The sequence below is a fragment of the Kitasatospora sp. NPDC057518 genome, from assembly GCF_042802075.1.
Classification (GTDB): Bacteria; Actinomycetota; Actinomycetes; order Streptomycetales; family Streptomycetaceae; genus Kitasatospora.
The window spans coordinates 1-22,811 of sequence record NZ_JBHVEU010000035.1; the positions used below are offsets into that span (position 1 = coordinate 1).

Annotated in this window: 23 protein-coding genes and 1 other RNA gene; 12 read left to right on the top strand and 12 right to left on the bottom strand. The window is 74.6% G+C overall.

Features of this window, described 5'->3' with window-relative positions; all coding sequences use genetic code 11:
* The first annotated feature begins 128 nt into the window (after nt 1–128).
* Nucleotides 129–1,151, top strand: a complete 1,023-nt coding sequence (locus ACFU7Z_RS05870) for an ATP-binding cassette domain-containing protein (RefSeq protein ID WP_380738806.1) — start codon at nt 129–131, stop codon at nt 1,149–1,151.
* Nucleotides 1,148–1,981 carry an ABC transporter permease gene (locus tag ACFU7Z_RS05875; RefSeq protein ID WP_074000854.1) on the top strand — a complete coding sequence of 278 codons (834 nt, stop codon included), beginning with the start codon at nt 1,148–1,150 and terminating at the stop codon, nt 1,979–1,981. The genes ACFU7Z_RS05870 and ACFU7Z_RS05875 overlap by 4 nt, the downstream gene beginning before the upstream one ends.
* Before the next feature lie 215 nt (nt 1,982–2,196).
* On the opposite strand, the gene ACFU7Z_RS05880 is transcribed toward ACFU7Z_RS05875, so the two are convergent.
* The gene (locus ACFU7Z_RS05880; protein ID WP_380776469.1) at nt 2,197–5,547 is read right to left on the bottom strand and encodes an ATP-binding protein; all 3,351 of its coding nucleotides are present in this window, start codon (nt 5,545–5,547) and stop codon (nt 2,197–2,199) included.
* A gap of 184 nt (nt 5,548–5,731) precedes the next feature.
* On the opposite strand from ACFU7Z_RS05880, the gene ACFU7Z_RS05885 reads away from it, so the two are divergent.
* Complete coding sequence (locus ACFU7Z_RS05885) at nt 5,732–6,547, top strand: site-2 protease family protein (RefSeq protein WP_049660242.1); 816 nt, start codon at nt 5,732–5,734, stop codon at nt 6,545–6,547.
* Between the two features lie 19 nt (nt 6,548–6,566).
* On the opposite strand, the gene ACFU7Z_RS05890 is transcribed toward ACFU7Z_RS05885, so the two are convergent.
* Both ACFU7Z_RS05890 and npdG read right to left on the bottom strand, forming a co-directional pair.
* Nucleotides 6,567–6,755: a hypothetical protein gene (locus ACFU7Z_RS05890; RefSeq protein WP_074000852.1), complete on the bottom strand. Its 189-nt coding sequence runs from the start codon at nt 6,753–6,755 to the stop codon at nt 6,567–6,569.
* Nucleotides 6,756–6,873: 118 nt separating this feature from the next.
* Nucleotides 6,874–7,566, bottom strand: coding sequence for an NADPH-dependent F420 reductase (gene npdG, locus ACFU7Z_RS05895; protein WP_049660247.1), 693 nt, complete (start codon nt 7,564–7,566; stop codon nt 6,874–6,876).
* Nucleotides 7,567–7,613: 47 nt separating this feature from the next.
* Between npdG and ACFU7Z_RS05900 the strand changes: the two genes are divergently transcribed.
* Together ACFU7Z_RS05900 and ACFU7Z_RS05905 are read left to right on the top strand one after the other, a co-directional pair.
* Nucleotides 7,614–8,315, top strand: a complete 702-nt coding sequence (locus tag ACFU7Z_RS05900; protein WP_380776472.1) for a hypothetical protein — start codon at nt 7,614–7,616, stop codon at nt 8,313–8,315.
* An 86-nt stretch (nt 8,316–8,401) separates the two neighbouring features.
* Nucleotides 8,402–9,739, top strand: a complete 1,338-nt coding sequence (locus tag ACFU7Z_RS05905; RefSeq protein ID WP_380776475.1) for an MFS transporter — start codon at nt 8,402–8,404, stop codon at nt 9,737–9,739.
* Between the two features lie 35 nt (nt 9,740–9,774).
* On the opposite strand, the gene ACFU7Z_RS05910 is transcribed toward ACFU7Z_RS05905, so the two are convergent.
* Complete coding sequence (locus ACFU7Z_RS05910; protein WP_380738818.1) at nt 9,775–10,002, bottom strand: hypothetical protein; 228 nt, start codon at nt 10,000–10,002, stop codon at nt 9,775–9,777.
* Between the two features lie 133 nt (nt 10,003–10,135).
* Here ACFU7Z_RS05910 and map point away from each other — a divergent pair, with 133 nt between their 5' ends.
* Nucleotides 10,136–10,981 (top strand): type I methionyl aminopeptidase, encoded by an 846-nt coding sequence (gene map / locus ACFU7Z_RS05915; protein ID WP_049659897.1) that lies wholly within the window; start codon nt 10,136–10,138, stop codon nt 10,979–10,981.
* Nucleotides 10,982–11,023: 42 nt separating this feature from the next.
* Here map and ACFU7Z_RS05920 read toward each other — a convergent pair whose 3' ends face one another.
* On the bottom strand, nt 11,024–11,719 hold the full coding sequence (locus ACFU7Z_RS05920) for a bifunctional DNA primase/polymerase (protein ID WP_049659894.1): 696 nt from the start codon (nt 11,717–11,719) through the stop codon (nt 11,024–11,026).
* A gap of 413 nt (nt 11,720–12,132) precedes the next feature.
* Between ACFU7Z_RS05920 and ACFU7Z_RS05925 the strand changes: the two genes are divergently transcribed.
* Both ACFU7Z_RS05925 and ACFU7Z_RS05930 read left to right on the top strand, forming a co-directional pair.
* Complete coding sequence (locus tag ACFU7Z_RS05925) at nt 12,133–12,351, top strand: hypothetical protein (protein ID WP_053112518.1); 219 nt, start codon at nt 12,133–12,135, stop codon at nt 12,349–12,351.
* Between the two features lie 62 nt (nt 12,352–12,413).
* The gene (locus tag ACFU7Z_RS05930) at nt 12,414–12,611 is read left to right on the top strand and encodes a hypothetical protein (RefSeq protein WP_380776478.1); all 198 of its coding nucleotides are present in this window, start codon (nt 12,414–12,416) and stop codon (nt 12,609–12,611) included.
* A 75-nt stretch (nt 12,612–12,686) separates the two neighbouring features.
* Here the strand turns inward: ACFU7Z_RS05930 and ACFU7Z_RS05935 are convergent, their stop codons facing one another.
* Complete coding sequence (locus ACFU7Z_RS05935; RefSeq protein ID WP_107418642.1) at nt 12,687–13,283, bottom strand: PadR family transcriptional regulator; 597 nt, start codon at nt 13,281–13,283, stop codon at nt 12,687–12,689.
* Between the two features lie 280 nt (nt 13,284–13,563).
* Here ACFU7Z_RS05935 and ACFU7Z_RS05940 point away from each other — a divergent pair, with 280 nt between their 5' ends.
* Both ACFU7Z_RS05940 and ACFU7Z_RS05945 read left to right on the top strand, forming a co-directional pair.
* On the top strand, nt 13,564–13,962 hold the full coding sequence (locus tag ACFU7Z_RS05940) for an ACT domain-containing protein (RefSeq protein ID WP_074000845.1): 399 nt from the start codon (nt 13,564–13,566) through the stop codon (nt 13,960–13,962).
* 103 nt (nt 13,963–14,065) lie between these two features.
* Entirely contained in the window at nt 14,066–14,323 is a 258-nt protein-coding gene (locus tag ACFU7Z_RS05945) for a hypothetical protein (protein WP_049658025.1), read from the top strand.
* A 20-nt stretch (nt 14,324–14,343) separates the two neighbouring features.
* Here ACFU7Z_RS05945 and rnpB read toward each other — a convergent pair.
* The 3 genes from rnpB to ACFU7Z_RS05960 form a co-directional block, all read right to left on the bottom strand.
* Nucleotides 14,344–14,741, bottom strand: an RNA gene (gene rnpB / locus ACFU7Z_RS05950) — RNase P RNA component class A.
* A 13-nt stretch (nt 14,742–14,754) separates the two neighbouring features.
* Nucleotides 14,755–16,269: an MFS transporter gene (locus ACFU7Z_RS05955; RefSeq protein WP_082346113.1), complete on the bottom strand. Its 1,515-nt coding sequence runs from the start codon at nt 16,267–16,269 to the stop codon at nt 14,755–14,757.
* A gap of 96 nt (nt 16,270–16,365) precedes the next feature.
* Nucleotides 16,366–17,817, bottom strand: a complete 1,452-nt coding sequence (locus ACFU7Z_RS05960) for an RNB domain-containing ribonuclease (RefSeq protein WP_380776481.1) — start codon at nt 17,815–17,817, stop codon at nt 16,366–16,368.
* A 111-nt stretch (nt 17,818–17,928) separates the two neighbouring features.
* Here ACFU7Z_RS05960 and ACFU7Z_RS05965 point away from each other — a divergent pair, with 111 nt between their 5' ends.
* Together ACFU7Z_RS05965 and yaaA are read left to right on the top strand one after the other, a co-directional pair.
* Nucleotides 17,929–18,378 carry a DUF3995 domain-containing protein gene (locus ACFU7Z_RS05965; RefSeq protein ID WP_380776483.1) on the top strand — a complete coding sequence of 150 codons (450 nt, stop codon included), beginning with the start codon at nt 17,929–17,931 and terminating at the stop codon, nt 18,376–18,378.
* A gap of 10 nt (nt 18,379–18,388) precedes the next feature.
* Nucleotides 18,389–19,174: a peroxide stress protein YaaA gene (yaaA, locus tag ACFU7Z_RS05970; RefSeq protein WP_375874056.1), complete on the top strand. Its 786-nt coding sequence runs from the start codon at nt 18,389–18,391 to the stop codon at nt 19,172–19,174.
* A gap of 21 nt (nt 19,175–19,195) precedes the next feature.
* Here the strand turns inward: yaaA and ACFU7Z_RS05975 are convergent, their stop codons facing one another.
* The 3 genes from ACFU7Z_RS05975 to ACFU7Z_RS05985 are packed head-to-tail and all read right to left on the bottom strand — an operon-like array spanning nt 19,196 to nt 21,943.
* Nucleotides 19,196–20,335 carry a bifunctional RNase H/acid phosphatase gene (locus tag ACFU7Z_RS05975; RefSeq protein WP_380776487.1) on the bottom strand — a complete coding sequence of 380 codons (1,140 nt, stop codon included), beginning with the start codon at nt 20,333–20,335 and terminating at the stop codon, nt 19,196–19,198.
* Nucleotides 20,336–20,339: 4 nt separating this feature from the next.
* Nucleotides 20,340–21,083 (bottom strand): zinc ribbon domain-containing protein, encoded by a 744-nt coding sequence (locus ACFU7Z_RS05980; RefSeq protein ID WP_049659174.1) that lies wholly within the window; start codon nt 21,081–21,083, stop codon nt 20,340–20,342.
* 23 nt (nt 21,084–21,106) lie between these two features.
* On the bottom strand, nt 21,107–21,943 hold the full coding sequence (locus tag ACFU7Z_RS05985; protein ID WP_049659175.1) for a Nif3-like dinuclear metal center hexameric protein: 837 nt from the start codon (nt 21,941–21,943) through the stop codon (nt 21,107–21,109).
* Nucleotides 21,944–22,811 lie beyond the last annotated feature (868 nt).

Below are 22,811 nucleotides of genomic sequence, written 5' to 3' on the forward strand. Positions count from 1 at the left end.
CCCGCCGGGAGCGGGGCCGCTGCCGTTCCCGGCCCCGCGGCGGCCGCTGACAGCGGCGTGACAGCAAGCCGACAGCGCACCGCACCGGCCGACAGGGAGCTGACAGCCGGGGCGGACAGCCTGGGGGCATGACACGAATCGCGACAGCCCCGAACGACCGGGGAACCACTTCCGGGAACGCCGTGGAGGTGCGGGGCATCGTCAAGCACTACGGCGAGACGAAGGCCCTCGACGGGGTCGACCTGACCGTCCGGGAGGGCACCGTGCTCGCCCTGCTCGGCCCCAACGGCGCGGGCAAGACCACCCTGGTGCGCGTCCTCTCCACCCTGATCAAGCCGGACGCCGGCACCGCGTACGTCGGCGGCTACGACGTGCTGCGCCAGCCCAAGCAGCTGCGCCGCACGATCGGCCTCACCGGCCAGTACGCCTCCGTGGACGAGCTGCTCTCCGGGTACGAGAACCTCTACCTCATCGGCCGGCTGCTCGACCTCCCGCGCCGGGAGGCCAGGGCCCGGGCCGCCGAGCTGCTGGAGCGCTTCTCGCTCACCGAGGCCGCCAAGCGGACCGCCAAGACCTACTCCGGCGGCATGCGCCGCCGCCTCGACCTGGCCGCCAGCATGATGGGCCGCCCCCGGGTGCTCTACCTGGACGAGCCCACCACCGGCCTGGACCCGCGCACCCGCAACGAGGTCTGGGACGAGGTGCAGCGGATGGTCGCCGAGGGCAGCACCGTGCTGCTGACCACCCAGTACATGGAGGAGGCGGAGCAGCTCGCGAACGAGCTGACCGTCATCGACCGCGGCCGGGTGATCGCCAACGGCGCCGTCTCCGAGCTCAAGGCCAAGGTCGGCGGCCAGACCCTCCAGGTCCGCCCGGCCCACCCGGCCGAGCTGCCGGAGATGGCCCGCTGCCTGCACGAGAGCGGCGTCCTCAACGCCACCGTCTCCACCGACACCGGGCTGCTCGCGGTGCCGATCACCGGCGAGGAGCAGCTGACCGCGGTGATCGGCGTGCTCGGCAGCCGCGGCTTCGCCATCGCCGGCATCGACACCAAGGTGCCCAGCCTGGACGAGGTCTTCCTCGCCATCACCGGCAAGCCCGCGTCCGCCGCCGTGCCCGCCCCCAGCCTCGCCAAGGAGCCCGTCGCATGACCACCGCCACGCTCACCCCCTCCCGGGCCCGGGACACCCGGCCCCCGGCGGAGGACTCCCGGATCGGCCTGACCGGCACCCTGCGCCACGTCGGCGCGCTGACCCGGCGCAACCTGATGCGGATCAAGGCCGACCCGGAGTCGATGTTCGACGCCGTGCTGATGCCCGTCATCTTCACCGTGCTGTTCGTCTACGTCTTCGGCGGCGCGATGGCCGGCGACCAGGACACCTACAAGCAGTACCTGATCCCCGGCCTGCTCGGGCAGACCGGCCTCACCCTCGCGATGGCCGTCGGCACCGGCCTCAACAGCGACTTCCAGAGCGGCGTGATGGACCGCTTCCGCACGCTGCCGATCGGCCGGGCCTCCGTCCTGCTGTCCAAGATCGTCGCCGAGACCCTCCGCGGGCTGCTCTCCTTCGCGATCCTGATCGGCTTCGCGATGTGCATCGGCTTCGAGGTGAAGACCGGACCGCTGGAGGTGCTGGCCACGATCGGCCTGGCCCTGCTGTTCGGCATGTCGATCGTCTGGATCTCGATGCTGCTGGGCATGGCCCTGCGCAGCGCCCAGGCCGTCCAGGGCGTGGCCATGCTGGTCCTGATGCCGATGCAGTTCGGCAGCTCGATCTTCGCCCGGACCGACACCATGCCGGGCTGGCTGCAGTCCTTCACCAAGGTCAACCCGCTCTCGGCGCTGGCCGACGCCTCCCGCTCCCTGCTCAACGGCACGGGTCCGGTGGCCCACCCGGTGATGATCGTGCTGATCTGGTCGGCCGCCGTGACCGCCGTCTTCGCCCCGCTGGCGGTCGCCCGGTTCCGCAAGCGGACCTGACCCCCATGACCACCGTCGGCTCCCCCGGCCCTCGCCGGGGAAGGCCGCCGGGCAGGACGGCCGGCCGCCCCGGACAGGCGCCGGCCGCCGTACGGGCCCGTGCGGCCGGTGACCAGGGGACGGGCACCGGCCGTACGGGCACCGGCTGTACGGGCACCGACCGCCCGGGCACCGGCTGTACGGGATCCGACCGCCCGGGCCCGACCGCGCCGTGGCTAGCCGAGCAGCCCCTCCAGCAGCTCGAAGACCTGCTCCTGGGTCATCCCGACCCCGCCGGCCCGGGCCTCCTCGTACCCCGCGTCCCCCAGCGACTCCCGCAGGGCCGCCTCCGAACGCGCCCGCTCGACCCGGTCCAGGTAGCCGCCCTTCGGGCCGTTCAGCCCGCCGTGGGCGCCGGCCAGCACGGCCGCCGCCCGGGCCCGCCCGAGGTCCCCGTCGCGCTGGGCGAAGCTGCCCAGCACCGCCGTCACCGCGGGCACCACCATGACCGTCATGTGCTCGGCGAAGCCGCTCGCGGCCGTCACCGCCCGCAGCTGCCGCCAGCCGGCGCGCAGCAGGTCGAGCCCCGCCTCCGGGTCCCCGGCCCGGGCGGTGATCCAGCCGCGGGCGCTCATCAGCATCCCGGTCACCAGGCTCGGCGCGAAGCCGCCGACCCGGACTATGTCCAGCTCGTCCAGCTCGGCCAGCGCCTGCGCGAACTCGCCGCGGTGGGCGTGGATGCCGCAGAGCGTCAGGTGGCCGAACATCAGCGCCCCGGTGGTGGCCTGGTTGAGGCCCGGGGTGTCGATGGAGGCCAGCGCCTCGCGGACGACCCGCTCGCCGTGCTCCATGTCCTGCTCCAGCAGGGCGGTGCCCAGGTTCACCCGCAGGATCGGCACCTCCTGCGGCGCCCCCAGCTCCTCGATCAGCTCGATCGCCCGCGCGTACGCCTCGGCGGCGGCCGCGGCCTCGCCCCGGTTGGCCAGCGACTCGCCGTGCGCGGACAGCGCCTGGGAGATCCCCCAGAGGTCGCCCGACTGCTCGTACAGCTCCAGCGAGCGGGCGCCGTCCTCGATGCTCTGCTCGGCGCCGCTCGGCCAGTCGTTCATCATCCTGGCCCGGACCTGCAGGATGAACGCCAGGTCGCTCGGCCCGCCGTACTGCTCGCAGCCCTGGACGGCGTCGTCCATCAGGTCCTTCATCATGTCCAGGCGGCCGGCCAGGAAGGCGCCGAACACCCGCATCAGCGCCGGGAAGCGGTAGGACTGCGGCAGGTCCGGGGTGTAGGCGTCCATCAGCCGCTGGGCGACCTCGATCGCCTCCGGGTCCCCGAGGACGTCCAGGTTGCCCTCGAACAGCCCGATCAGCCGGAACATCGCGAGCAGCCGGCGGGCCTCCTCGACCACCGCCGTCGGCAGCGGCAGGTCGTACGCCAGCACGCCGCGCTCCAGCGGCACCGCCCGCGGGGCGTCCGGGCCGAACGGGTCCGGGCCGAGCGCGGCGATCGCGGTGTACCAGGTGCGCGCCTCCATGCTGTAGCCGCGCAGCGACCAGTACCAGCTCATGCCGATGGCCAGGAGCAGCGCCTGCTCCTCGTCCCGCAGGTCGATCGCGCGGCGCAGCGCCGTCCGGACGTTGTCCTGCTCGCGCTCCAGCACCGTCAGCCAGTGCAGCTGCCGGGGGCCGTGGATCTCCGCGTCGGCGGCGGCGAGCAGGGTGCGGAAGTGCGCCAGGTGGCGGGCCTCGGTGGCGGCGCGCTCGGCGGCGGACCCGGCGAGGCGCTCGGTCGCGTACTCGTGGATGGTCTCCAGCATCCGGTAGCGCGGCAGGCTGGCCCCGTCCAGGTCGGCCACCAGCAGGGACTTGTCGACCAGCGACAGCAGCAGGTCGGCGACCTCGCCGGGGGCCACCTCGACGCCGTCGGCGCAGACCGCCTCGGCGTCCTCCAGCTGCCAGCCGCCCGCGAACACCGAGAGCCGGCGCAGCACCGCCCGCTCCCGCTTGCCCAACAGGTCCCAGCTCCAGTCGACCACCGCGCGCAGCGTCTGCTGGCGCGGCAGCAGGGTGCGGCTGCCCGCGGTGAGCAGCGCGAACCGGCCGTCCAGCCGGTCGGCTATCTGGCGCGCCGTCATCACCCGCAGCCGGGCCGCGGCCAGTTCGATGGCCAGCGGCAGCCCGTCCAGCCGGCGGCAGATCTCGGCGCAGGCCTCCGGGTCGCCCTGCGGGTCGAAGCCGGGACGGGCGGCGGCGGCGCGTTCGACGAACAGCCGCAGCGCGACCGGGTCGGGCAGCGGCTCGACCGGCAGCACCGTCTCCCCGGGCACGCCCAGCGGCTCGCGGCTGGTGGCGAGCACCGTCAACCCGGGGCACTCGGCGAGCAGGACGTCGGCGAGGTCGGCGGCGGCCTGGATCAGGTGCTCGCAGTTGTCCAGGACGAGCAGCATCCGGCGGTGGCCGCAGTGCTCGACCAGCCGGCGCACCGGGTCCTCGGCCCGCTTCTCGATCACCTCGGCGACCATGCTGGTGCTGTGCAGCACGATCTCGCGCAGGCCGAGCGCGGAGACCACGGCGGCGGGCACCGCGTCCGGGCTCTCCAGCGGGGCGAGTTCGGCCACCCAGACGCCGCCCGGCCAGCCCCCGGCGGCCTGTTCGGCGCGCCCGGCCTCGGTCGAGAGGCTGGTCTTGCCGGAGCCGCCGGGGCCGGTCAACGTCACCAGCCGACGGTCCGTCAGCATCCCGCGCAGCGCGGCGAGATCGTCCTCGCGGCCGACGAAGCTGGTCAGCCGGCCGCGCAGGTTGCCGACGGTGCGCGGGAGTTGGGGGGCGGCGGCGGCGGGTGCGGGCGCGGGCGCGGCGTGGAGCGGCTCCGGCGTCTCCGGGGCGAGCAACTCGGCGTACAGGGACTGGAGTCCGCGACCCGGGTCGGCGCCGAGCTCCTCGGCCAGGGCCCGCCTGGTCCGCTCGTAGTGGCGCAGCGCCTCGGCCGTCCGTCCGCTCTCGTGCAGCGCCCGGATCATCAGCAGCTGCAACGACTCGTCCAGCGGCTGCCGTTCGCACAGCTCGGCCAGCTCGGCGACCAGGTCGGCCGCGCGGCCGAGGCCGAGGTCGGCGGTGATCCGGTGGCGGCGGGCCTCCTCGCGCTGGGCCTCCAGCCGGACGGCCGGGCCGGTGCGGTCCGGCAGGTCGGCCAGCGCGGGGCCGCGCCACAGCGCCAGGGCGGCGCCCAGCCGCTCGGCGGCGAGCGCGTGGTCCCCGGTGTCCAGGGCGCGGCGGCCCTCGCCGGTCAGCCGCTGGAAGTCGGCGAGGTCGGTGGCCGGACCGGTCAGCCAGTACCCGGCCGGGCCGGAGCCGACCTCGTCCCGGCCGATGGTGCGGCGCAGCCGGCCGACCAGGGTCTGGAGCGCGGCGGAGGAGTCCTGGGGCGGCTCGGCCTCCCACACCTCGTCCACCAGCAGGTCGGCCGGCACCGGCCGGCCCTGCCGGAGGGCCAGGGCCGCGAGCAGGGCCCGTAGCCGGGCGCCGCCGATCGGTACCGGGGTGCCGTCGTCGTGGTGGGCCGTCGTGGTTCCGAGGATGCCGTAGTGCACCGGACCATTCTGGTCGATCGGCGGGGGAAGGGCCGCACAATTGTGCAGGGCCCGGCGCCCCGGCGGAACCGACCCCGGGCCCTCGGACGTTCACCGGAGGCGGCTTGTCCGGCCACCGGCCCGCCCGGCATGATCGGTCCCTGCCGGTCCTTCCCGTTCCCTCTGCCCACGGAGCACCCACACCATGACCTTCGCCGCCACGCCGCGCTCCCGCAGCGAGGACCGCCGGATCAGCCCGGTGTTCTGGGTGCTCCTGGCCGTCCTCGGCACCTCCGGCTGGGCGGTGTACCAGGGCTACGGCAACGCCTCGTTCGGGGTGTTCCTGTTCGTGGTCGCGGGCTGGATGGTCTCGCTCTGCCTGCACGAGTACGCCCACGCGCGCACCGCGCTGCACGGCGGCGACATCTCCGTCGGCGCCAAGGGCTACCTCACGCTCAACCCGCTGAAGTACGCCAATGTGCTGCTCAGCTTCGTGCTGCCGATCGTCTTCGTGATCCTCGGCGGCATCGGCCTGCCCGGCGGCTCGGTCTGGATCGAGCGGCACCGCATCCAGGGCCGGCTCAAGCACAGCCTGATCTCGGCGGCCGGCCCGCTGGTCAACCTGCTCATCGCAGCGGCGCTGCTGGTCCCGATCGGCGCGGGCTGGCTGGACGACCCGACCGTGCACGCGTTCTGGGAGGGCCACGAGCTGATCATCTCGCCGTTCTCCGGCGCGCTGGGCTTCCTCGGCTTCCTCCAGCTGAGCGCGGCGGTGCTGAACCTGCTGCCGGTGCCCGGACTGGACGGCTACGGCATCGTCGAGCCCTGGCTGTCGTACCAGACCCGGCGCGCGATCGAGCCGTTCGCGCCGTACGGGATGCTCGCGGTGTTCGCGCTGCTGTGGCAGCCCCAGGTGAACGAGTTCTTCTTCGGGATCGTCCACGGCCTGATGAACCTGTTCGGCGTGGACCAGGACTACGCGACGCTCGGCCGGTACCTGTTCAGCTTCTGGAAGAACTAGCCCTGCTCGGCGGCCGGCGCTACTCGGCGGCGGCCGCGGTCGCGGCGGCGATCCTGGCCCGGCGGCGGTCCATCCACAGCACGTTGCTGGCCACGCCGGCCAGCGGCAGCCAGATCAGGCCCAGCCAGAAGCCCTGGACCAGCGAGACCACCAGGGCCACGAGCGCGAGGACGACGGCGGCCAGGGCGAAGCGGGACGTGCGAGGCATGGCGGAGGGCTCCTAGAACGGGTGCGGGCGGCCGGGTCACGGCCGCCACCCATTGTCGCCGACCTCACCTCCGGACCGGGTCCAGGGGTGAGGTCGACACGCCTCTGCCCGGATCCGCTCAGACGTCGGTGATCCGCAGGCCCGCGTGGGCCTTGTAGCGGCGGTTGACCGAGATCAGGTTGGCGACCAGCGCCTCGACCTGGTGGGCGTTGCGCAGCCGGCCGGCGAAGATGCCGCGCATCCCGGGGATGCGCGCGGCCAGGCCCCGGACGACGTCGGTGGCCTCCCGGTCGTCGCCGAGCACCATGACGTCGGTGTCGATGCTCTCCACCGACTCGTCCTGCAGCAGCACCGCCGAGAGGTGGTGGAACGCGGCGGTGACCCGGGAGTCCGGCAGCAGCGCGGCGGCCTGCTCGGCGGCGCTGCCCTCCTCCGGCTTCAGCGCGTACGCGCCCTGCTTGTCGAAGCCCAGCGGGTTGACGCAGTCGACGACGATCTTGCCCGCGAGCTCCTCGCGCAGCGCGGTCAGGGTGGCGGCGTGGCCGTCCCACGGGACCGCGATGATCACCACGTCGCTCTCCCGGGCGACGGTGGCGTTGTCGGCGCCGCGCACGCCGAGGCCCAGCGCGGCCGCCGAGGCCTCGGCCCGGGCGGCGTCGCGGGAGCCGATGATCACCTGCTGGCCGGCCTTGGCCAGCCGCAGGGCGAGTCCTCGCCCCTGGTCGCCGGTGCCACCGAGGACACCGACCACCAGCTGGGAGACGTCCGGGACCTCGTGGGCCGGGTTTGTCGCTGAATCGAGGGAAGTCATGGGCCGATCCTGCCAAATCCCCGGCCCGGCGGGACATCCTGGCCCGCATGGACGCGGTGAGAGTTTCGGCACTCCGGGAACGGCTGACGGGAACGGGCTGGCTGGAGGAGGTCGGCGGCTTCGCCGGCGCGCTGCGCCGCTCCGTGGAACGGCGCAGCGCGAGCGGGCTGCTGCTGGTCGGCACCGAGGCGTACGAACCCTGGCACCTGGCCGCCCACCTGGACGACGAGGCCGCCTGGTCGGACGTCCCCCGGCTGGCGCCCACCCTGCTGCGGCACAGCCCGCCGGCCGACGCCCCGGCCCACCTGACCCACGACCTGCGGCGGCTCACCGAGGCCGGGCGCGGCGACACCGTGCTGGTGGTGGTCCCCCGGGCGGCCGGCGCCGCGCTGCTGGAGCGGGTGCACGACGCGCGGCGGCGCGGCGCGACCGTGCTCGCGCTGGACGGGGGCTCCGCTGACGCCGACGGGTCGGACGGGCCGGACGGGCGCGCCGCACCCGGCGGGCCCGGTGCGGCCGGCGGGCCCGGTGCGTCCGGCGGCCGCGGCGAACCCCACGGCCTCGACGAACTCCGCCGGCTCGCGCACGAGCGGCTGACCGTCGGCACCGCCGCCGAGGGGCCGTTCGACCTCGCCCAGCACCTGGTCAGCGTCGCCGCCGGGCAGCGGACCGGCCGCCGCTCCGTCCGGGACCGGCTCGCCGACCTCGCCGGGCGGCTGGCCTCGGGGCCCGCGATCACCCGCTGGTGACCCTGTTCACCACCCGGCCGAAAAGTTCACGCCCCGGTCGAAAACCCTTTGCGGAAGCGGTGGCCGCCGCCCGAGGATGACGGTTCGTGAACGTCGACGAACCCCCGCATCCCCCCGTGCCCGGGCGCGCCCGGAGGCTGCTGCACTCGCTGACGCCCGACCTGTCGCCCTGGCGCGCCTCGCGCGACTTCCGCTACCTGTGGACCTCCGGCTGCGTCACCAGTTTCGGCGGCTTCCTGACCCTCGTCGCCGTGCCGATGCAGATCAAGGAACTCACCGGCTCCTCCTTCGCGGTCGGCCTGATCGGCGCCGTCGAGCTGGTGCCGCTGATCGTCTTCGGCCTGTGGGGCGGCGCCCTCGCCGACGCCCTGGACCGCCGGAAGCTGGTGCTGCGGGCGGAGGTCGCGCTCGGCCTGCTGGCCGGGCTGCTGCTGGTCAACGCCCTGCTGCCGCACCCGCTGCTCTGGCCGATCTACCTGGTCGCCGCGCTGGTCGCGGCCGCCGACGGCATCCAGCGCCCGGCACTGGACTCGCTCCTCCCGCGGCTCGTCCCGCACCAGCACCTGACCGCCGCGTTCGCCCTCAGATCGCTGTACCACAACGCCGCTTCGGTGGCCGGCCCCGCGCTGGCCGGTGTCGTGGTGGCCTTCGCCGGGGTGCAGACCGCGTACGCGCTGGACGTCCTCTCCTTCGCCCTCTCGCTGCTGCTGCTCGTCCGGATCAAGGCGGTGCCGCCGCCCACCGGCGCCGAACGGCCGTCCGTCCGGGCGGTGCTCACCGGGGTCCGCTACGCGTGGAGCCGCAAGGACCTGCTCGGCACCTACGCGATCGACGTCTGCGCCATGCTGTTCGCCTACCCGGTGGCCGTCTTCCCGTTCCTGGCCTCGGAGTTGGGGGCGGACTGGGCGCTCGGCCCGATGTACGCGGCCTCCGCCCTCGGCGCCCTGCTGGTCGGCGCGACCAGCGGCTGGACCTCCCGCGTCCACCGGCACGGGCGGCTGCTGGTGGCCGCCGCCGTCGGCTGGGGCGCGGCGATGGCGCTCGCCGGGCTCACCGAGCACATCGGGCTGGTGCTGCTCGGCCTGGCGCTGGCCGGCGGCGCCGACGAGATCAGCGGGCTCGCCCGCTCGACCATGTGGAACCAGTCCATCCCCGACGAGCTGCGCGGCCGGATGGCCGGCGTGGAACTGCTCAGCTACTCCGTCGGCCCGCAGCTCGGCCAGGTCCGGGCCGGCACCATGGCCGGGCTGGTCGGCGTGCGCGCCGCCGTCTGGGCCGGCGGTGCGGCCTGCGTCGTCGCCGTGCTCGCGGTCGCCGCCGCCCTCCCGAAGCTGCTCGCCTACGACGACCGCACCGACCCGAACGCCGCGGCCGTGCGCGCCGAGCACGAGCGCGCCGCACGGGAGGCCGCGCCGACCGCCTGACCGGGGTCGGGATCGGGATCGGGGTCCCGCCGTGGTTACTCGGCCTCGTCCTTGGGCCGGTCGCTCCAGCGCGGGTCGTTCCGCCACTCGCGGTTGCGCTCGTCCGCGATCCGCAGGGCCTGGGCGGCCTCCTCGGGGCTGTCGTACGGGCCCAGGCGGTCCTTCGCCGGGCACTCCGGGCCCTCTTCGACCTTGTTGTGCTTGATGCAGTAGAACCACTCGCCGGGTTTGCCGGTCGGCTTGCGGTTGAATCCGAGGGGCATGACGCTCTCCCGTTCAGAAGGCCAGAAGGATGGGTCGGTACCGATCATTCCCCGCCCCGGGCCCGGCCGCACACCACCCGGGGTCGGCCGCACACCACCCGGGGCCGCGGAGCCCGACGACTAGACTCGCGGCATGGCTCTCGTACCCGGCATCCAGTCCCCCACCCGCAAGGTCCCGGCGCACATCGCGCGCCCCGAGTACGTCGGCAAGCCCGCGCCGACGCCGTACACCGGGCCCGAGGTGCAGACCGCCGAGACGATCGAGAAGATGCGGATCGCGAGCGGGATCGCCGCCCGAGCGATGGCGGAGGCGGCCAAGCTGATCGCCCCCGGCGTCACCACCGACGCGCTGGACGCCGTCGCCCACGCCTACATGTGCGACCACGGCGCCTACCCGTCCGACCTCGGCTACCGGGGCTTCCCCAAGTCCGTCTGCACCTCGATCAACGAGGTGATCTGCCACGGCATCCCGGACTCGACCGTGCTCCAGGACGGCGACATCGTCAACATCGACGCCACCGCCTACATCCACGGGGTGCACGGCGACCTCAACGCCACCTACCTGGTCGGCGACGTGGACGAGGAGTCCCGGCTGCTGGTCGAGCGCACCCGGGAATCCCTCGACCGGGCGATCAAGGCGGTCAAGCCGGGTCGTCAGATCAACGTCATCGGGCGGGTCATCGAGTCCTACGCCAAGCGCTTCGGCTACGGCGTGGTGCGGGACTTCACCGGACACGGCATCAACACGTCGTTCCACTCCGGCCTGATCATCCCGCACTACGACAGCGAGCGGGCCACCGAGGTGATCAAGCCGGGCATGACCTTCACCATCGAGCCGATGCTGACCCTGGGCACCTACGACTACGAGATCTGGCCGGACGGCTGGACGGTCGTCACCAAGGACCGCAAGCGCACCGCCCAGTTCGAGCACACCCTGGTGGTCACGCCGACCGGCGCGGAGGTCCTCACCCTGCCGTGACCGGCGTCTCCCCGCCGTGACCAGCGTCGCCCGGTGGGCGCCCTAGCCGATCAGCCACTGCTCCTCGGCGACGGCGCCCACCTCGGTACAGGCGTCGGTGAGCACGTCCAGGACACGCAGCGGGTCCGGCAGCGGCTGCTCGGGCCCGCGCAGCCACCGCACGTGGGAGCCGTCCGGCAGCGCGGCCGGCGGCAGCAGGGTGTACGAGCCGCGGCAGTGCCAGCGCAGGCCGGGGTGCTCGGACATGGTGTCCGGGGTGGAGTCGAGCGCGCTCGGCCACCACTCGTCCTCGTCCTGCGGGGTGCCGCGGGTGGCGGTGAAGAAGAGGTAGCGGTCCTCGCCGACGGCGGCGACGGGGCCCTCGACGCCCAGCGCCGTCAGCCGCTCCAGCGCCAGCCGTCCGGCCTCCGCCGGGACGTCCAGCACGTCGTGCACCCGGCCGGTGGCGGTGATGAAGTTCGCCTCCGGATCGCGGGAGAGCCAGCGGGAGAGCTGCTCCGGGTCGGTGGTGGCCTGGGTCTGCCAGGCGAAGGAGACCGGGTGCTGCGCGGGGGCCGGACAGGCCACCCGGTCACAGGAGCACCGGTAGCCGGCCGGGTGGGCGGCGGGCGCGAGCGGGAATCCGGCGCGGACCGCGCCGAGCAGCTGATCGAGGTCGGCGGCCGGCCCGTCCGGGCCCCCCGCCCGCTGACGATCACGCTTCTGCCACCAGGTCGTCCACCTGCTGCCGGCTTCCATCGGGCCCCTTCCGCGCAACTGCCGTGCCTGGTGCGACACAGCGTTCGACGTACCACTCCGACGCAACGCACGGCGCCCCCGTCTGCTTCCCGGGGTGCTCGGCCCTGACGTCGGCGCCCTGCCGGCCGCGGCCCGGGGTCACCGGACGGCCGACGCCCGGGTCACGGTACGCAGTCGCGGCAGCACGCTGTCCGCGCCAAATCGGCCGGAGGGCGCGCGGATTCGCGCCTCGCCCGGCCCGTACGGGCCCGCTGACCCGGGTGGACCCCGAGGGCGTAACAGGAAGGATAAGGGTGCGGAGGGCCTCCGGATGACCGGGGGCGGTGCCTCTCCGGTCACACTCCCGGCGACGGCCGCGGGTGCGGCCCACGGGTGCGCCCCGGGCTCGTCCGCGGAGGTGAGACCCTGGAGGGATGAAGAGCGCGGACACCGCATTCGTCGGCGGCCCCCTGGACGGGAAGATCCTCCCCATCCCGCTGGGGCCGATGCTCGGCGTGCCCAAGAAGTACAAGGTCCCGGTCCCCGCGCACGGCGGGACTCCCGCGCGCACACTGGTGTACGTCCGGAGCAAGCAGGTTCGGGGCCTGAGCTGGTTCTGGCGCTACGAGTACGACGAGGCGGCCTCCGGCTGACGGCCGCCCCCTCCCTCCGCGGTCTCCCCGGAGGTCGGCCGCAGTCTCCCCCGGAGGTCGGCATGGCGAGGACGGTACGGCACCCGCGGGACCACTCCCGGGCGGTCCGGCACCACAACCGGGAGGTCGCCGGCGTCACCGGGGTGCTGCTCCTGGCGGTGTGCCTCTACAGCGTGGTCATCGAGCCGAACGCCTGGCTCTGGTTCGGCTGGGCGGTGCTGCTGCTGGTGTGCGTGGCCCTGTTCACGGTCCGGCCGTGAGGCCCTCCCCCCGGCCGCCCGGACCGCTCGGGCCACCCGGGCAGCAGCACCGCCCGCCCCGCTCCCCCCGGTCGGTCAGTCATCCTCGGCGAGGATGAGGTACAGCTTCTTCCGGGCCTCGGTCAGCACCGTCAGGCCCTTGGCGCGCTGCGCCTCGGTGCCCGTGGCCATGACCTGGCGGATCGCCTGGTCGACGGCGGCGAGCGCCTGGCCGACCTCCTGGACGGCCTCCCAGTCGACCTCCCGGCCGGCCTCCGCCCACGGCTCGGCCGGCCCGGCGTCGGCCTCGGCCCGGCCCGCCTCGGTGAGCGAGACCAGCCGCTTGCCGCCGACCTCCTCCGCGGTGATCAGGCCCTCCTCCTCCAGCAGCTGGAGGTTGGGGTAGATCGACCCCGGGCTGGGCCGCCAGGCCCCGCCGGTCCGCTCGGCGATCTCGGCGATCATCTCGTAGCCGTGCATCGGCCGCTCCTTGAGCAGCGCCAGCAGCGAGGCCCGGACGTCACCGCGCCGGGCCCGCCCGCCGCGCCGCCCGTGCGGGCCACCGCGCCGGCCGCCGTGCCCGCCGAAGCCGTGCCCGTACGGGCCGCCCATCGGCCGGCCGGGACCGCCGCCACCGAACGGCGGGCCGAACCCGCCGAACGCCTCCCGGCCCTCGAAGCCCTCCCCGGGCATCCCCCGGAACTCCGGCCCCGGGCCCGGCCCGCGGCGCCGACCGCCACCGAGGCCACCGGGGCCGCCACCGTCACCGCCGCGCGGGCCCTCCCAGCGGAATCGCCTTCCTTGACGTTCTGAGCGCATCGCGCCCACCTCCTCGAATCTCTGAGGTTCAACGAGGCAGTCGAGTCACTGTCTCGATAGCTCGACGATATATCGGTGACTGTCGCTCGTCAACGGATTCCGACACGCCCACGGAGCACCGCCCATCCCCCGCCCAGCCGCTACGGTGGCGGGCATGGCCGCAGAACGAGACCTCGCGACGCTGCTGCGCGGCATGAGCCCGCAGCTCAACCCCGGGCGGTACGTCTACTGCACGCTCCCCGCCCGGGTGCCCGCCGGCATGCGGCCGGTGGTGACCGTCGCCGAACCCGAGGGGGTCACGATGGTGATCGCCCAGGAGGAGGCGGACGCGCTCGGGCTGCGCTACGAGTACGTGGCGGCCTGGATCACCCTGCGGATCCACTCGGCGCTGGAGGCCGTCGGACTGACCGCCGCCGTGTCCGGCCGGCTCGCCGAGGAGGGCATCAGCTGCAACGTGGTGGCCGGCTTCCACCACGACCACCTGTTCGTCGCCGCCGCCGACGCCGACCGCGCCGTCCGCGCCCTGGAGGACCTCGCCGCCGGCTCCGCCTGAGCCCCCGCCCGCCCCCTCCGGGTGGCCGCCGCCGACCGGGCCTTCGACACTGGGAGACGAGCCGCCCCGCCGGGGTCGGCCCCACCGGAAGGAGACGGCCGCCATGGCCATCTGCGTCACCTGCGGCAACGACTACTGGCTGGCCTTCGAGATCAGGACGGTCACCGGCGACACCTACACCTTCGACAGCTTCGAGTGCGCGATGGAGAAACTCGCCCCGCGCTGCGAGCAGTGCGACGTCCGCATCGTCGGCCACGGCGTCGAAGTCGCCGGCATGTTCTTCTGCTGCGCCAACTGCGCCCGCGTCAACGGCGGCCTCGGCGACCAGATCCGCGACGCGGTCGGCGCCCGCCCCGCCTGACCGGCGGGCGGGAAAGGGGGCGGAAGAGTCGGCCTGTACGCCGGGTTCTGTCTCCCGGGTTGCTTGCGCGGCCCGGGGAGGCGGCCATCCATCTAGGGCTGCCGTTGCCGACAGCCTCGTGCGGTCCACCCGCGGACTCGGGCGAGCAGCCTTCAATCGTCCGCGCACGGCGCCCGAGGGCGCCGATCTTGACCTTGCTCCAGGTGGGGTTTACCTAGCCGGCCGGGTCACCCCGGTCGCTGGTGGTCTCTTACACCACCGTTTCACCCTTACCCACCACGAAAAGCGGTGGGCGGTCTGTTTTCTGTGGCACTGTCCCGCGGGTCACCCCGGGTGGGCGTTACCCACCACCCTGCTCTGTGGAGCCCGGACGTTCCTCGGCGGGTCTGGGACCCGTCGCGACCGCCCGGCCGACTCTTCCGCCGTAGTGGTCATCGTAGCCGCTCGGGCGGCGCCTCCCGTACACCGGACCGGACGGCCGGCGCCTCGGCGCCGAGGCGGGCGGCCACCCGGGCCGCCGTCGCGCTCGCCCGGGCGGTGGTGGTGGCCAGGCCGAGGGCGAGGACGGCGCCGCCGAGGCCGACCAGGATCCACCAGCCGGCGTGGCTGGCCGGGGCGAAACCGGTCGCGACCGGTCCGACCACGGCCGCCGTGACGACCGTACCGATCACCGCCACGCCCAGCGACTGGCCGACCTGACGGCTGGTCGAGGCGACCGCCGCCGCCACGCCCGCCTGGGCGCGCGGCATCCCCGCGACGGCGGCGTTGGTGATCGGCGCGTTCACCATGCCGAAGCCGAAGCCGAACAGCGCGTACGCGACCAGCAGCAGGGCCGGCGGGGAGTCGGCGGCGAGCCGGGTGAGCAGCAGCCCGCTCGCGGCGAGGCCGATCCCGGCCGCGACCAACGGCAGGCGCGGGCCCCGGCCGGCGACGATCCGTCCGGACAGCGGCGCGCAGACCAGCATCATCCCGGCCATCGGCAGCGTCCACAGACCGGCCTCGACCGGGCTGTAGTGCCGGACGTCCTGGAGGTAGAGGGTGCTGAGGAAGAGGAAGCCGCCGAGCGCGGCGAACGCGCAGACCGCGGTGACGGCGGCGCCGGTGAACGGCACGCTGGCGAAGAACCGGGGGTCCACCAGCGGCTCGGCCACCCGCCGCTCCCAGAGCGGGAAGGCGACCAGCGCGGCCAGCGCGGTCGCGGCCAGGGTGAGGATCAGCGGGGAGGTCCAGCCGTTGGCCGGGCCCTCGATGATCGCGGCGGTGCCGCAGCCGAGCAGCACGATCATCAGCAGCTGCCCCACCGGGTCCAGCCGGCGCGGCCGGGGGGCGCGGGACTCCGGGACGTAACGGGCGGTCAGCGCGATGGCGGCGAGCGCCACCGGGACGTTGATCAGGAAGATCGACGGCCAGCCCGCGCCGTCCACCAGGAAGCCGCCGAGCAGCGGGCCGAGCGCCATCGAGATGCCGACCACGCCGCCCCAGACGCCGATCGCCCGGGCCCGCTCCTTCGGGTCGGTGAAGGTGTTGGTGATGATCGACATCGCCACCGGGTTGAGCATCGAGCCGCCCACCGCCTGGAGCGCCCGGAACGCCACCAGCCAGCCCAGGCTCGGCGCCTGGCTGCACAGCAGCGAGCCGAGCGCGAAGCAGACCAGGCCGGTCTGGAACACCCGGCGGCGGCCGAAGCGGTCGGCCACCGAGCCGAACAGCATCAGCAGCGAGGCCAGCACGAGGGTGTAGGCGTCGATGATCCACTGCAGCCCGGACGCCGGGGCGTCCAGGTCCCGCTGGATCACCGGCAGGGCGATGTTCACCACGGTGTTGTCGAGGCCGACGATGAACAGGCTCAGGCAGCAGATCGCCAGGACGAGCAGACGGCGGCGGCGCCCGAGCGCGGGCCCGGGGGCGGGCGCGGCTGCGGCGGCGCGGGGCTGGGGGGCGGGCACGGGACCGATCCTCCCACCGCGGGGCGGGCCGGGGCGGGTGAGCCGCGCGTCCGGGTGGCGGGTGGCGTAATCCAGGTGGCACGGGGACGCGGCCCGCTAGACCGCCGTGAAGCGGACGGTCCGGGTGGCCGGGTCGACCGTCGTCAGCCGGACGTCGATCACCCGGCCGAGCGGCAGCCCGTCCGCGGCCGTGTCGCAGCGGGCCCGGACGGCCGGGTCGCGCAGCTGGACGGTGCCGGAGCCGGGCCGCCGCTCGTCCACGTCGATGACCACGGCGGCGAAGTCCTCGCCCTCCCGGCCCGCGAGCAGCTCCGCCTCCACCAGGTCCACGCAGGCCCGTTCGACCTCCGCGGCGCGGCGGTCCCCGCCCGCCATCAGCGCCGGGACGGCCGGCAGCGCCTCGCGCACCCACTCCGGCACGTCCTCGCCCGCCGCCACCGCCGCGCACACCTCCTGGGCGAAGCGGTCGCCGAGGCGGCGCAGCGGCGCGGTGCAGTGCGCGTACGGGGCGGCGAGCGCGGCGTGCTCCGGCTCGGCGGGGGCGGGCAGGCCGCGGGACTCGTCGAAGGCGTGGTAGCCGGCGCCGCGCAGCAGGCCCGTACAGGCGTTGAGGAAGGCGGCGTTGAGCGGGACGTCCGGGTCGAGGGAACGGATCAGCTCGGGGTACGGGACGGCCTGCGGCCAGTCCACGTCCAGGGCGGCGGCGATCCGGCGCAGCCGCTCGTACCCGGTGGCGGGTGCGGCGGGCAGGGTGCGCAGCAGGCCGACGCCGGCGTCGAGCATCAGGTCGGCCGCGGCCATGCCGGTGAGCAGGGAGATCTGGGCGTTCCAGCCGTCGGCGGGGCCGGGGGCGCGGTAGCCGAGGACGTAGCCGTGCAGGGTCTCCTCGACCTCCTGTTCGGGCACCGGCAGGCTGATCCCGCCGCGGGCGCGCTCCTGCTCCTCGCGCAGCCGTCCGACGGTCGCGAACAGGGCGAGCTGCTCGTCGGCGCCGCCGAGGTCCACCGCGCGCTCGACGGCGGCGTAGTCCAGCCGGCGGTGCGAGCGGACCAGGGCGCGGCGCAGGTCGGCGAGGACGACGGCGCCGTCGGCGTCCAGGTCCAGCTGCCAGAGCAGGGCCGGGCGGGGCTCGCCGGGCAGCAGGCTGGCGGCGTCCTCGGAGATCCGGGTGGGGTGCAGCGGGACGCGGTGGTCGGGGAAGTAGAGGGTCTCGACCCGGCGGCGGGCCTCGGTGTCGATCGCGCCGCCGGGGTGGACGAACGCGGCGACGTCGGCGATCGCGTAGTGCACCCGGTAGCCGCCGCCGGGCCGGTGGGCGAGGTGCACGGCCTGGTCGAGGTCGCGGGAGCCGGGCGGGTCGACCGTGAACAGCGGCAGGTCGGTGGCGTCGTACTCCGGCAGCCGGGGGCGCTCGGCCGCCTCCTCCGCCTCGGCGAGCACGGCCCGCGGCCACTCGGTGTGGACCTCCAGGCGGGTACGGAGCTCGGTCAGCTCGGTGTTGATCCGGGCGGAGTCGGCGGCCTTGACGCGCAGTTTTCGGCGAGGCATGCACGCCAGGGTAGAGCGGGGCCGGGCGGTTCCGGGCCAGGCTCTGCCCGGGGGCGGCGTAAGCACTCGTACGGTGGGGGCAAGTGGCCGTGCACGAAGGGGGTTTGGGCGATGGGTGCGGTGAAGGTGGCCGGGGGTGTGGTGGCTGCGGCGCTGGGGGCGACGGGGGCGCTGCACGCGGTGTGGGCGGTGACGCCGTGGCCGCTGGGGTCGGCGGAGGAGTTCGCGGACGTCGTGGTGGGGCAGGGTGAGGGGGTGCCGCCGGTGGGCGCGTGCCTGGCGGTGGCGGGGGCGCTGGGGGCGGGGGCGTACCTGGTGGGGGCGGAGGCCGGGGTGCTGCCGCAGGTGGGTCCGCGGCGGCTGCGGCGGGCCGGGGTGCGGGTGGTGGCGGGGGTGCTGCTGGCGCGCGGGGTGGCCGGGCCGGTGGTGTTCGGCCGGGTGAGTGAGCGTTCGGAGCGGTTCCGGCGGCTGAACGTGCGGTACTACTCACCGCTCTGTGTGGCGCTGGGGGCCGGGGCGGCCGCAGTAGGGTTGCGGGGTTCGTCCGCCACAGATTGTTGAGGAGTCCGCTGTGCTGGTGCTGTTGCCGCCCTCGGAGGGCAAGGCCGGGTCCGGGGACGGCGGGCCGGTGGCGCTGGAGCGGCTGTCGCTGCCGGGGCTGACGGCGGCGCGCGGCGCGGTGCTGGACGCGCTGGTGGGCCTGTGCCGGGGTGACGAGGACGCCGCCGCCGAGGTGCTCGGCCTCTCCCCCGGTCTGCGCGGCGAGGTCGCCAAGAACGCCGGGCTGCCGACGGCGGGTGCCCGTCCGGCGGGCGAGGTGTACACCGGGGTGCTGTTCGACAACCTCGGCCTGGCCACCCTGGACGCGGCCGCGTACGACCGGGCCGAGCGCTCGCTGCTGGTCTTCTCCGGTCTCTGGGGCGCCGTGCGGATCTCCGACCGGATTCCGTCCTACCGCTGCTCGATGGGCGTCAAGCTCCCGCAGCTGGGGGCGCTCGGGGCGTACTGGCGGAGCGCGATGGCCCCCGTGCTCCCCGAGGTCGCGGACGGGCTGGTGCTGGACCTGCGCAGTTCCGCGTACGCGGCGGCCTGGAAGCCGGCCGGCGAGGTGGCCGCCAGGACCGCGACCGTCCGGGTGCTCCAGGAGCGGAACGGCAAGCGCAGCGTGGTCAGCCACTTCAACAAGGCGACGAAGGGGCGGATCGTCCGGGACCTGCTGGCGGCCGGGGCGGAGCCGAAGACCCCCGGCGAGCTGATGGACGCGCTGCTGGAGCTGGGCCACCACGTCGAGCTGGCGGCGGAGGGCACCGCGCGCAAGCCGTGGCAGCTGGACGTGGTGGTCACCGAGGTGCACTGAGCACCCCGGTGACGACGGGCCCTAGCGCAGGTGCGAGGTGTCGTTGAGCAGCCGCACCGAGGCGTTGCCGTCCGCGTAGTACTGGACGGCGCAGATCGAGGCGGCGGACAGCTCCATCCGGTACATCGAGTCCGGCGGGGCGCCGAGCGCCAGCCGGACCAGGGTCTTGATCGGGCTGACGTGCGAGACCACCAGCACGGTCTTCCCCGCGTACCGGGCGAGGATCTTGTCCCGGGCGACGCCGGCCCGGTGGGTGAGCGTGGTGAAGCTCTCGCCGCTGCCGGTCGGCTTGGCCTTGGCGGAGCCGAGCCAGGCGGTCAGGTCGTCGGGGTAGCGCTCCCGCACCTCGGCGAAGGTCAGGCCCTCCCAGGCACCGAAGTCGACCTCGCGCAGCCCGTCCTCGTACCGGACCTCCAGGCCGAGCCGGGCGGCGACGGTCTCGGCGGTCTGCCGGGTGCGGAGCATCGGGGAGGCGACGACCGCCTGGACGCTGCCGCGCGCGGCCAGTGCCTCGGCGGCCCGCTCGGCCTGCCAGCGGCCCTTGTCGGAGAGCTCCGGGTCGCTGCCGCCGCTGCCGGAGAAACGCTTCTCCGGGGTGAGCGGGGTCTCGCCGTGGCGCAGCAGGACGAAGGTGGTGGGGGTGCCGAGGTCGGCGGGGGCGGCCCAGCCGGCCTTGGGGGCGGCGGTCTCCAGCGGCGGCTCGTCGACGACCGCGACCGCGGCCTTGGGCTTCGGCTCCCACTGGCGGCCGTCGCGGCCCGCGTCCATCGCCTCGTTGGCCAGCCGGTCGGCGTCCTTGTTCCGCTCGCGCGGGATCCAGGTGTACGTGACCCGGGCGCGCGGGAGGACGGTGCGCGCCTCGGCGGCGAGCGGCTGCATGTCGGGGTGCTTGATCTTCCAGCGCCCGGACATCTGCTCGACGACCAGCTTGGAGTCCATCCGGACGTCCACCGAGGCGTCCGGGTCCAGGTCGCGGGCCGCCCTGAGCCCGGCGATCAGTCCCTTGTACTCGGCCACGTTGTTGGTGGCGTGGCCGATGAACTCGGCGGCTTCGGCGATGATCTGCCCGGTGTCCCCGTCACGGACCACCGCGCCGTAGCCGGCCGGCCCCGGGTTGCCCCGGGACCCGCCGTCGGCCTCGACGATGAAGCGCGCCGCCACCGGATCAGACGCCCGAGTCGGAGGTGCGGACCAGGATCCGCGAGCAGTTCTCGCAGCGGACGACCTTGTCGGCCGGCTCGGCCTTGATGGCGTTCAGCTCGGTGATCGAGAACTCGGTGCGGCAGCCCTCGCAGCGGCGCTGGTAGAGGCGGGCCGCGCCGACGCCGCCCTGGGTCTCGCGCAGCTTGGTGTAGACCTTCAGCAGGTCGGCCGGGATGACGGCGGCGACGGTCTCGCGGTCGCGCTTGACCTTCTCGGCCTCCCCGTCGATCTCGGCGAAGGCGGCGTCGCGGCGGCCCTCGGCCTCGGTGAGGACGACGGTGGAGTGCTCCAGGCGGGCGGACAGCTCCTCGACCCGGCTCTTGGCGCTCTCCTGGCGCTCCATGATCTCCAGCACGACGTCCTCCAGGTCGCCCTGGCGCTTGGCGAGCGAGCCGATCTCGTGCTGGAGGTTCTCCAGGTCCTTCGGCGAGGTGATCGCGCCGGAGTCCAGGCGCTGCTGGTTGCGGGCGGCACGGGAGCGGACCTGCTCGACGTCCTGCTCGGCCTTGGTCAGCTCGCGGGCGGTGTCGCCCTTCTGGGCCTCGGCGGCGACGACGAGGTCCTTGAGCGCGGTGTGGTCGGCGGTGACCTTCTCGATCTCGGCGTGCTCGGGCAGGCTCCGGCGCCGGTGGGCCAGCTGGTCGAGCTTCGAGTCGATGGCCTGGAGGTCGAGCAGGCGGTTCTGGTCGGCGGGCGCGGCGTTCAAGCGGAGAGCTCCTGTGAATCGGGTCAGGCGGTGAAGGACATGGGGGCGTGCGCGGTCCACGGGTCGGTGACCCGGTGGGAGACCTTGGTCTCCACGGCCCAGCCGCGCTTGTCGGCGGCGGCCAGCAGGGCCCGCTCGGCCAGGGTGAGCCAGGGCCACTCGGTGGCCCAATGGGCGGCGTCGAGCAGCGCGACGGGCGACGCCTCCGCGGCCTCGGAGGCCGGGTGGTGACGCAGGTCGGCGGTCAGGTAGGCGTCCACGCCGGCCGACCGGACGTCGGCGAGGAAGCTGTCGCCCGAGCCGCCGCACACCGCGACCCGGCTGACCAGCCGGTCCGGGTCGCCGGAGACGCGGACGCCGGCGGCGGTGGCGGGCAGGCCCGCCGCCACCTGCGCGGCGAAGGCGGAGAGGGTCAGCGGGGGCTCCAGCAGGCCGATCCGGCCGGTGCCACGGCGGCCCAGCGGGTCGGTCGGGTCCGGCACCAGCGGGCCGGTCACCCGCAGGCCCACCGCCTCGGCGAGCGCGTCCGAGACGCCGGGGTCGGCGTGGTCGGCGTTGGTGTGGGCGACGTGCAGGGCGATGCCGTTGGTGATCAGCGTGTGCACCACCCGGCCCTTGAAGGTGGTCGCGGCGACGCTGGTGGTGCCGCGCAGGTAGAGGGGGTGGTGGGTGACCACGAGGTCGGCGCCCCACTCCACGGCCTCGTCGACGACCGCCTGGACGGGGTCGACGGCGAAGAGCACGCGGTTGACCTCGGTCTGAGGGTCTCCGCAGACCAGGCCGACGGCGTCCCAGGACTCCGCCCACTGCGGGGGGTAGACCTCTTCGAGCGCGGTGATGACGTCGGACAGTTTCGGCACCTGTCGAGACTACCGTGCGCGCGGGGGCGGTCGGGCCTCGGCCGTACGGCCGGGCGCCGGGGGAACGGTCGCGGCCGGGTCGCGTCGCGCCCGCGGCGCCGGGTCGCCGCCGGTACGTCCTCGGTCCGTCGTCGGTCCGTCCTCGGTTCGTCCTCGGTCCGTCCTCGACGCGTCGCGGCGGCGTCGGCCGGTACCTCGTGGCCGTTCGGACAGGGGAGCTGGGGGCGTACGGGTGCACGTCAATCTGCGACGAGAGGCGCCCGACGGGCCCCGCGCGCTCCGTACGCGGCCGCGCGCCGGTCGTCCGTTACTCACAGCAGGGTTCCCGTACGGGTTCGAAACCAGGCCTTTGCACCCTTACGAGTGAAGTGACCGGCTCTGCGTTGAGGCTTCGGTTGGCTCGAAAGTAACTTCACTTCTGCGAACAGGAGTTGCCCCGGCGGCGGCCACGACCAGGAGTCGGGCGGTGCCGTGCCGGGCCGGACGGGATCCGGGTGAGCACTCCCGTACCGGGGCGGTACCGCCGCCCCTTCCGGAAGAACCGATCAGGCCGGGCCGCCGCCCGGGTGCCGCGAGCAGTGGGCACCGGGGCGGCGGCCGCGACGAAGGGATGTGGTGGCGGATGGGGGCGGGCACATCGCTGCGTACGGCCGGGGACAGGGGATCGGTGGACCGCGGACCGGGTGCGGCCGGTTCGTGGCCGGAGGCGGAGCGGGCGGCACCGGCCGGTGCCGGAGGCCGGGGAGGCGGCGGTGACCGGGAGGTCACCGTCGGCGGCTTCCGGCACACGGCCCGGCCCGCCGGGCGAGGGCCGGTGCCGCCCGCCGTCGGTCCGATCGGCCAGGAGGACTCCGCCGTCCTGGTGCAG

Bases quoted from the DNA above. Each gene is read 5' to 3' on its own strand.
- ACFU7Z_RS05875 (WP_074000854.1), top strand. From the start codon at position 1,148: ATGACCACCGCCACGCTCACCCCCTCCCGGGCCCGGGACACCCGGCCC.
- ACFU7Z_RS05965 (WP_380776483.1), top strand. From the start codon at position 17,929: ATGGGTGCGGTGAAGGTGGCCGGGGGTGTGGTGGCTGCGGCGCTGGGG.
- ACFU7Z_RS05925 (WP_053112518.1), top strand. From the start codon at position 12,133: ATGAAGAGCGCGGACACCGCATTCGTCGGCGGCCCCCTGGACGGGAAG.
- ACFU7Z_RS05870 (WP_380738806.1), top strand. From the start codon at position 129: ATGACACGAATCGCGACAGCCCCGAACGACCGGGGAACCACTTCCGGG.
- ACFU7Z_RS05940 (WP_074000845.1), top strand. From the start codon at position 13,564: ATGGCCGCAGAACGAGACCTCGCGACGCTGCTGCGCGGCATGAGCCCG.
- ACFU7Z_RS05960 (WP_380776481.1), bottom strand. From the start codon at position 17,817: ATGCCTCGCCGAAAACTGCGCGTCAAGGCCGCCGACTCCGCCCGGATC.
- npdG (WP_049660247.1), bottom strand. From the start codon at position 7,566: ATGACTTCCCTCGATTCAGCGACAAACCCGGCCCACGAGGTCCCGGAC.
- ACFU7Z_RS05935 (WP_107418642.1), bottom strand. From the start codon at position 13,283: ATGCCCGGGGAGGGCTTCGAGGGCCGGGAGGCGTTCGGCGGGTTCGGC.
- ACFU7Z_RS05945 (WP_049658025.1), top strand. From the start codon at position 14,066: ATGGCCATCTGCGTCACCTGCGGCAACGACTACTGGCTGGCCTTCGAG.
- ACFU7Z_RS05900 (WP_380776472.1), top strand. From the start codon at position 7,614: ATGGACGCGGTGAGAGTTTCGGCACTCCGGGAACGGCTGACGGGAACG.
- map (WP_049659897.1), top strand. From the start codon at position 10,136: ATGGCTCTCGTACCCGGCATCCAGTCCCCCACCCGCAAGGTCCCGGCG.
- ACFU7Z_RS05890 (WP_074000852.1), bottom strand. From the start codon at position 6,755: ATGCCTCGCACGTCCCGCTTCGCCCTGGCCGCCGTCGTCCTCGCGCTC.
- ACFU7Z_RS05910 (WP_380738818.1), bottom strand. From the start codon at position 10,002: ATGCCCCTCGGATTCAACCGCAAGCCGACCGGCAAACCCGGCGAGTGG.
- ACFU7Z_RS05930 (WP_380776478.1), top strand. From the start codon at position 12,414: ATGGCGAGGACGGTACGGCACCCGCGGGACCACTCCCGGGCGGTCCGG.
- ACFU7Z_RS05885 (WP_049660242.1), top strand. From the start codon at position 5,732: ATGACCTTCGCCGCCACGCCGCGCTCCCGCAGCGAGGACCGCCGGATC.
- ACFU7Z_RS05920 (WP_049659894.1), bottom strand. From the start codon at position 11,719: ATGGAAGCCGGCAGCAGGTGGACGACCTGGTGGCAGAAGCGTGATCGT.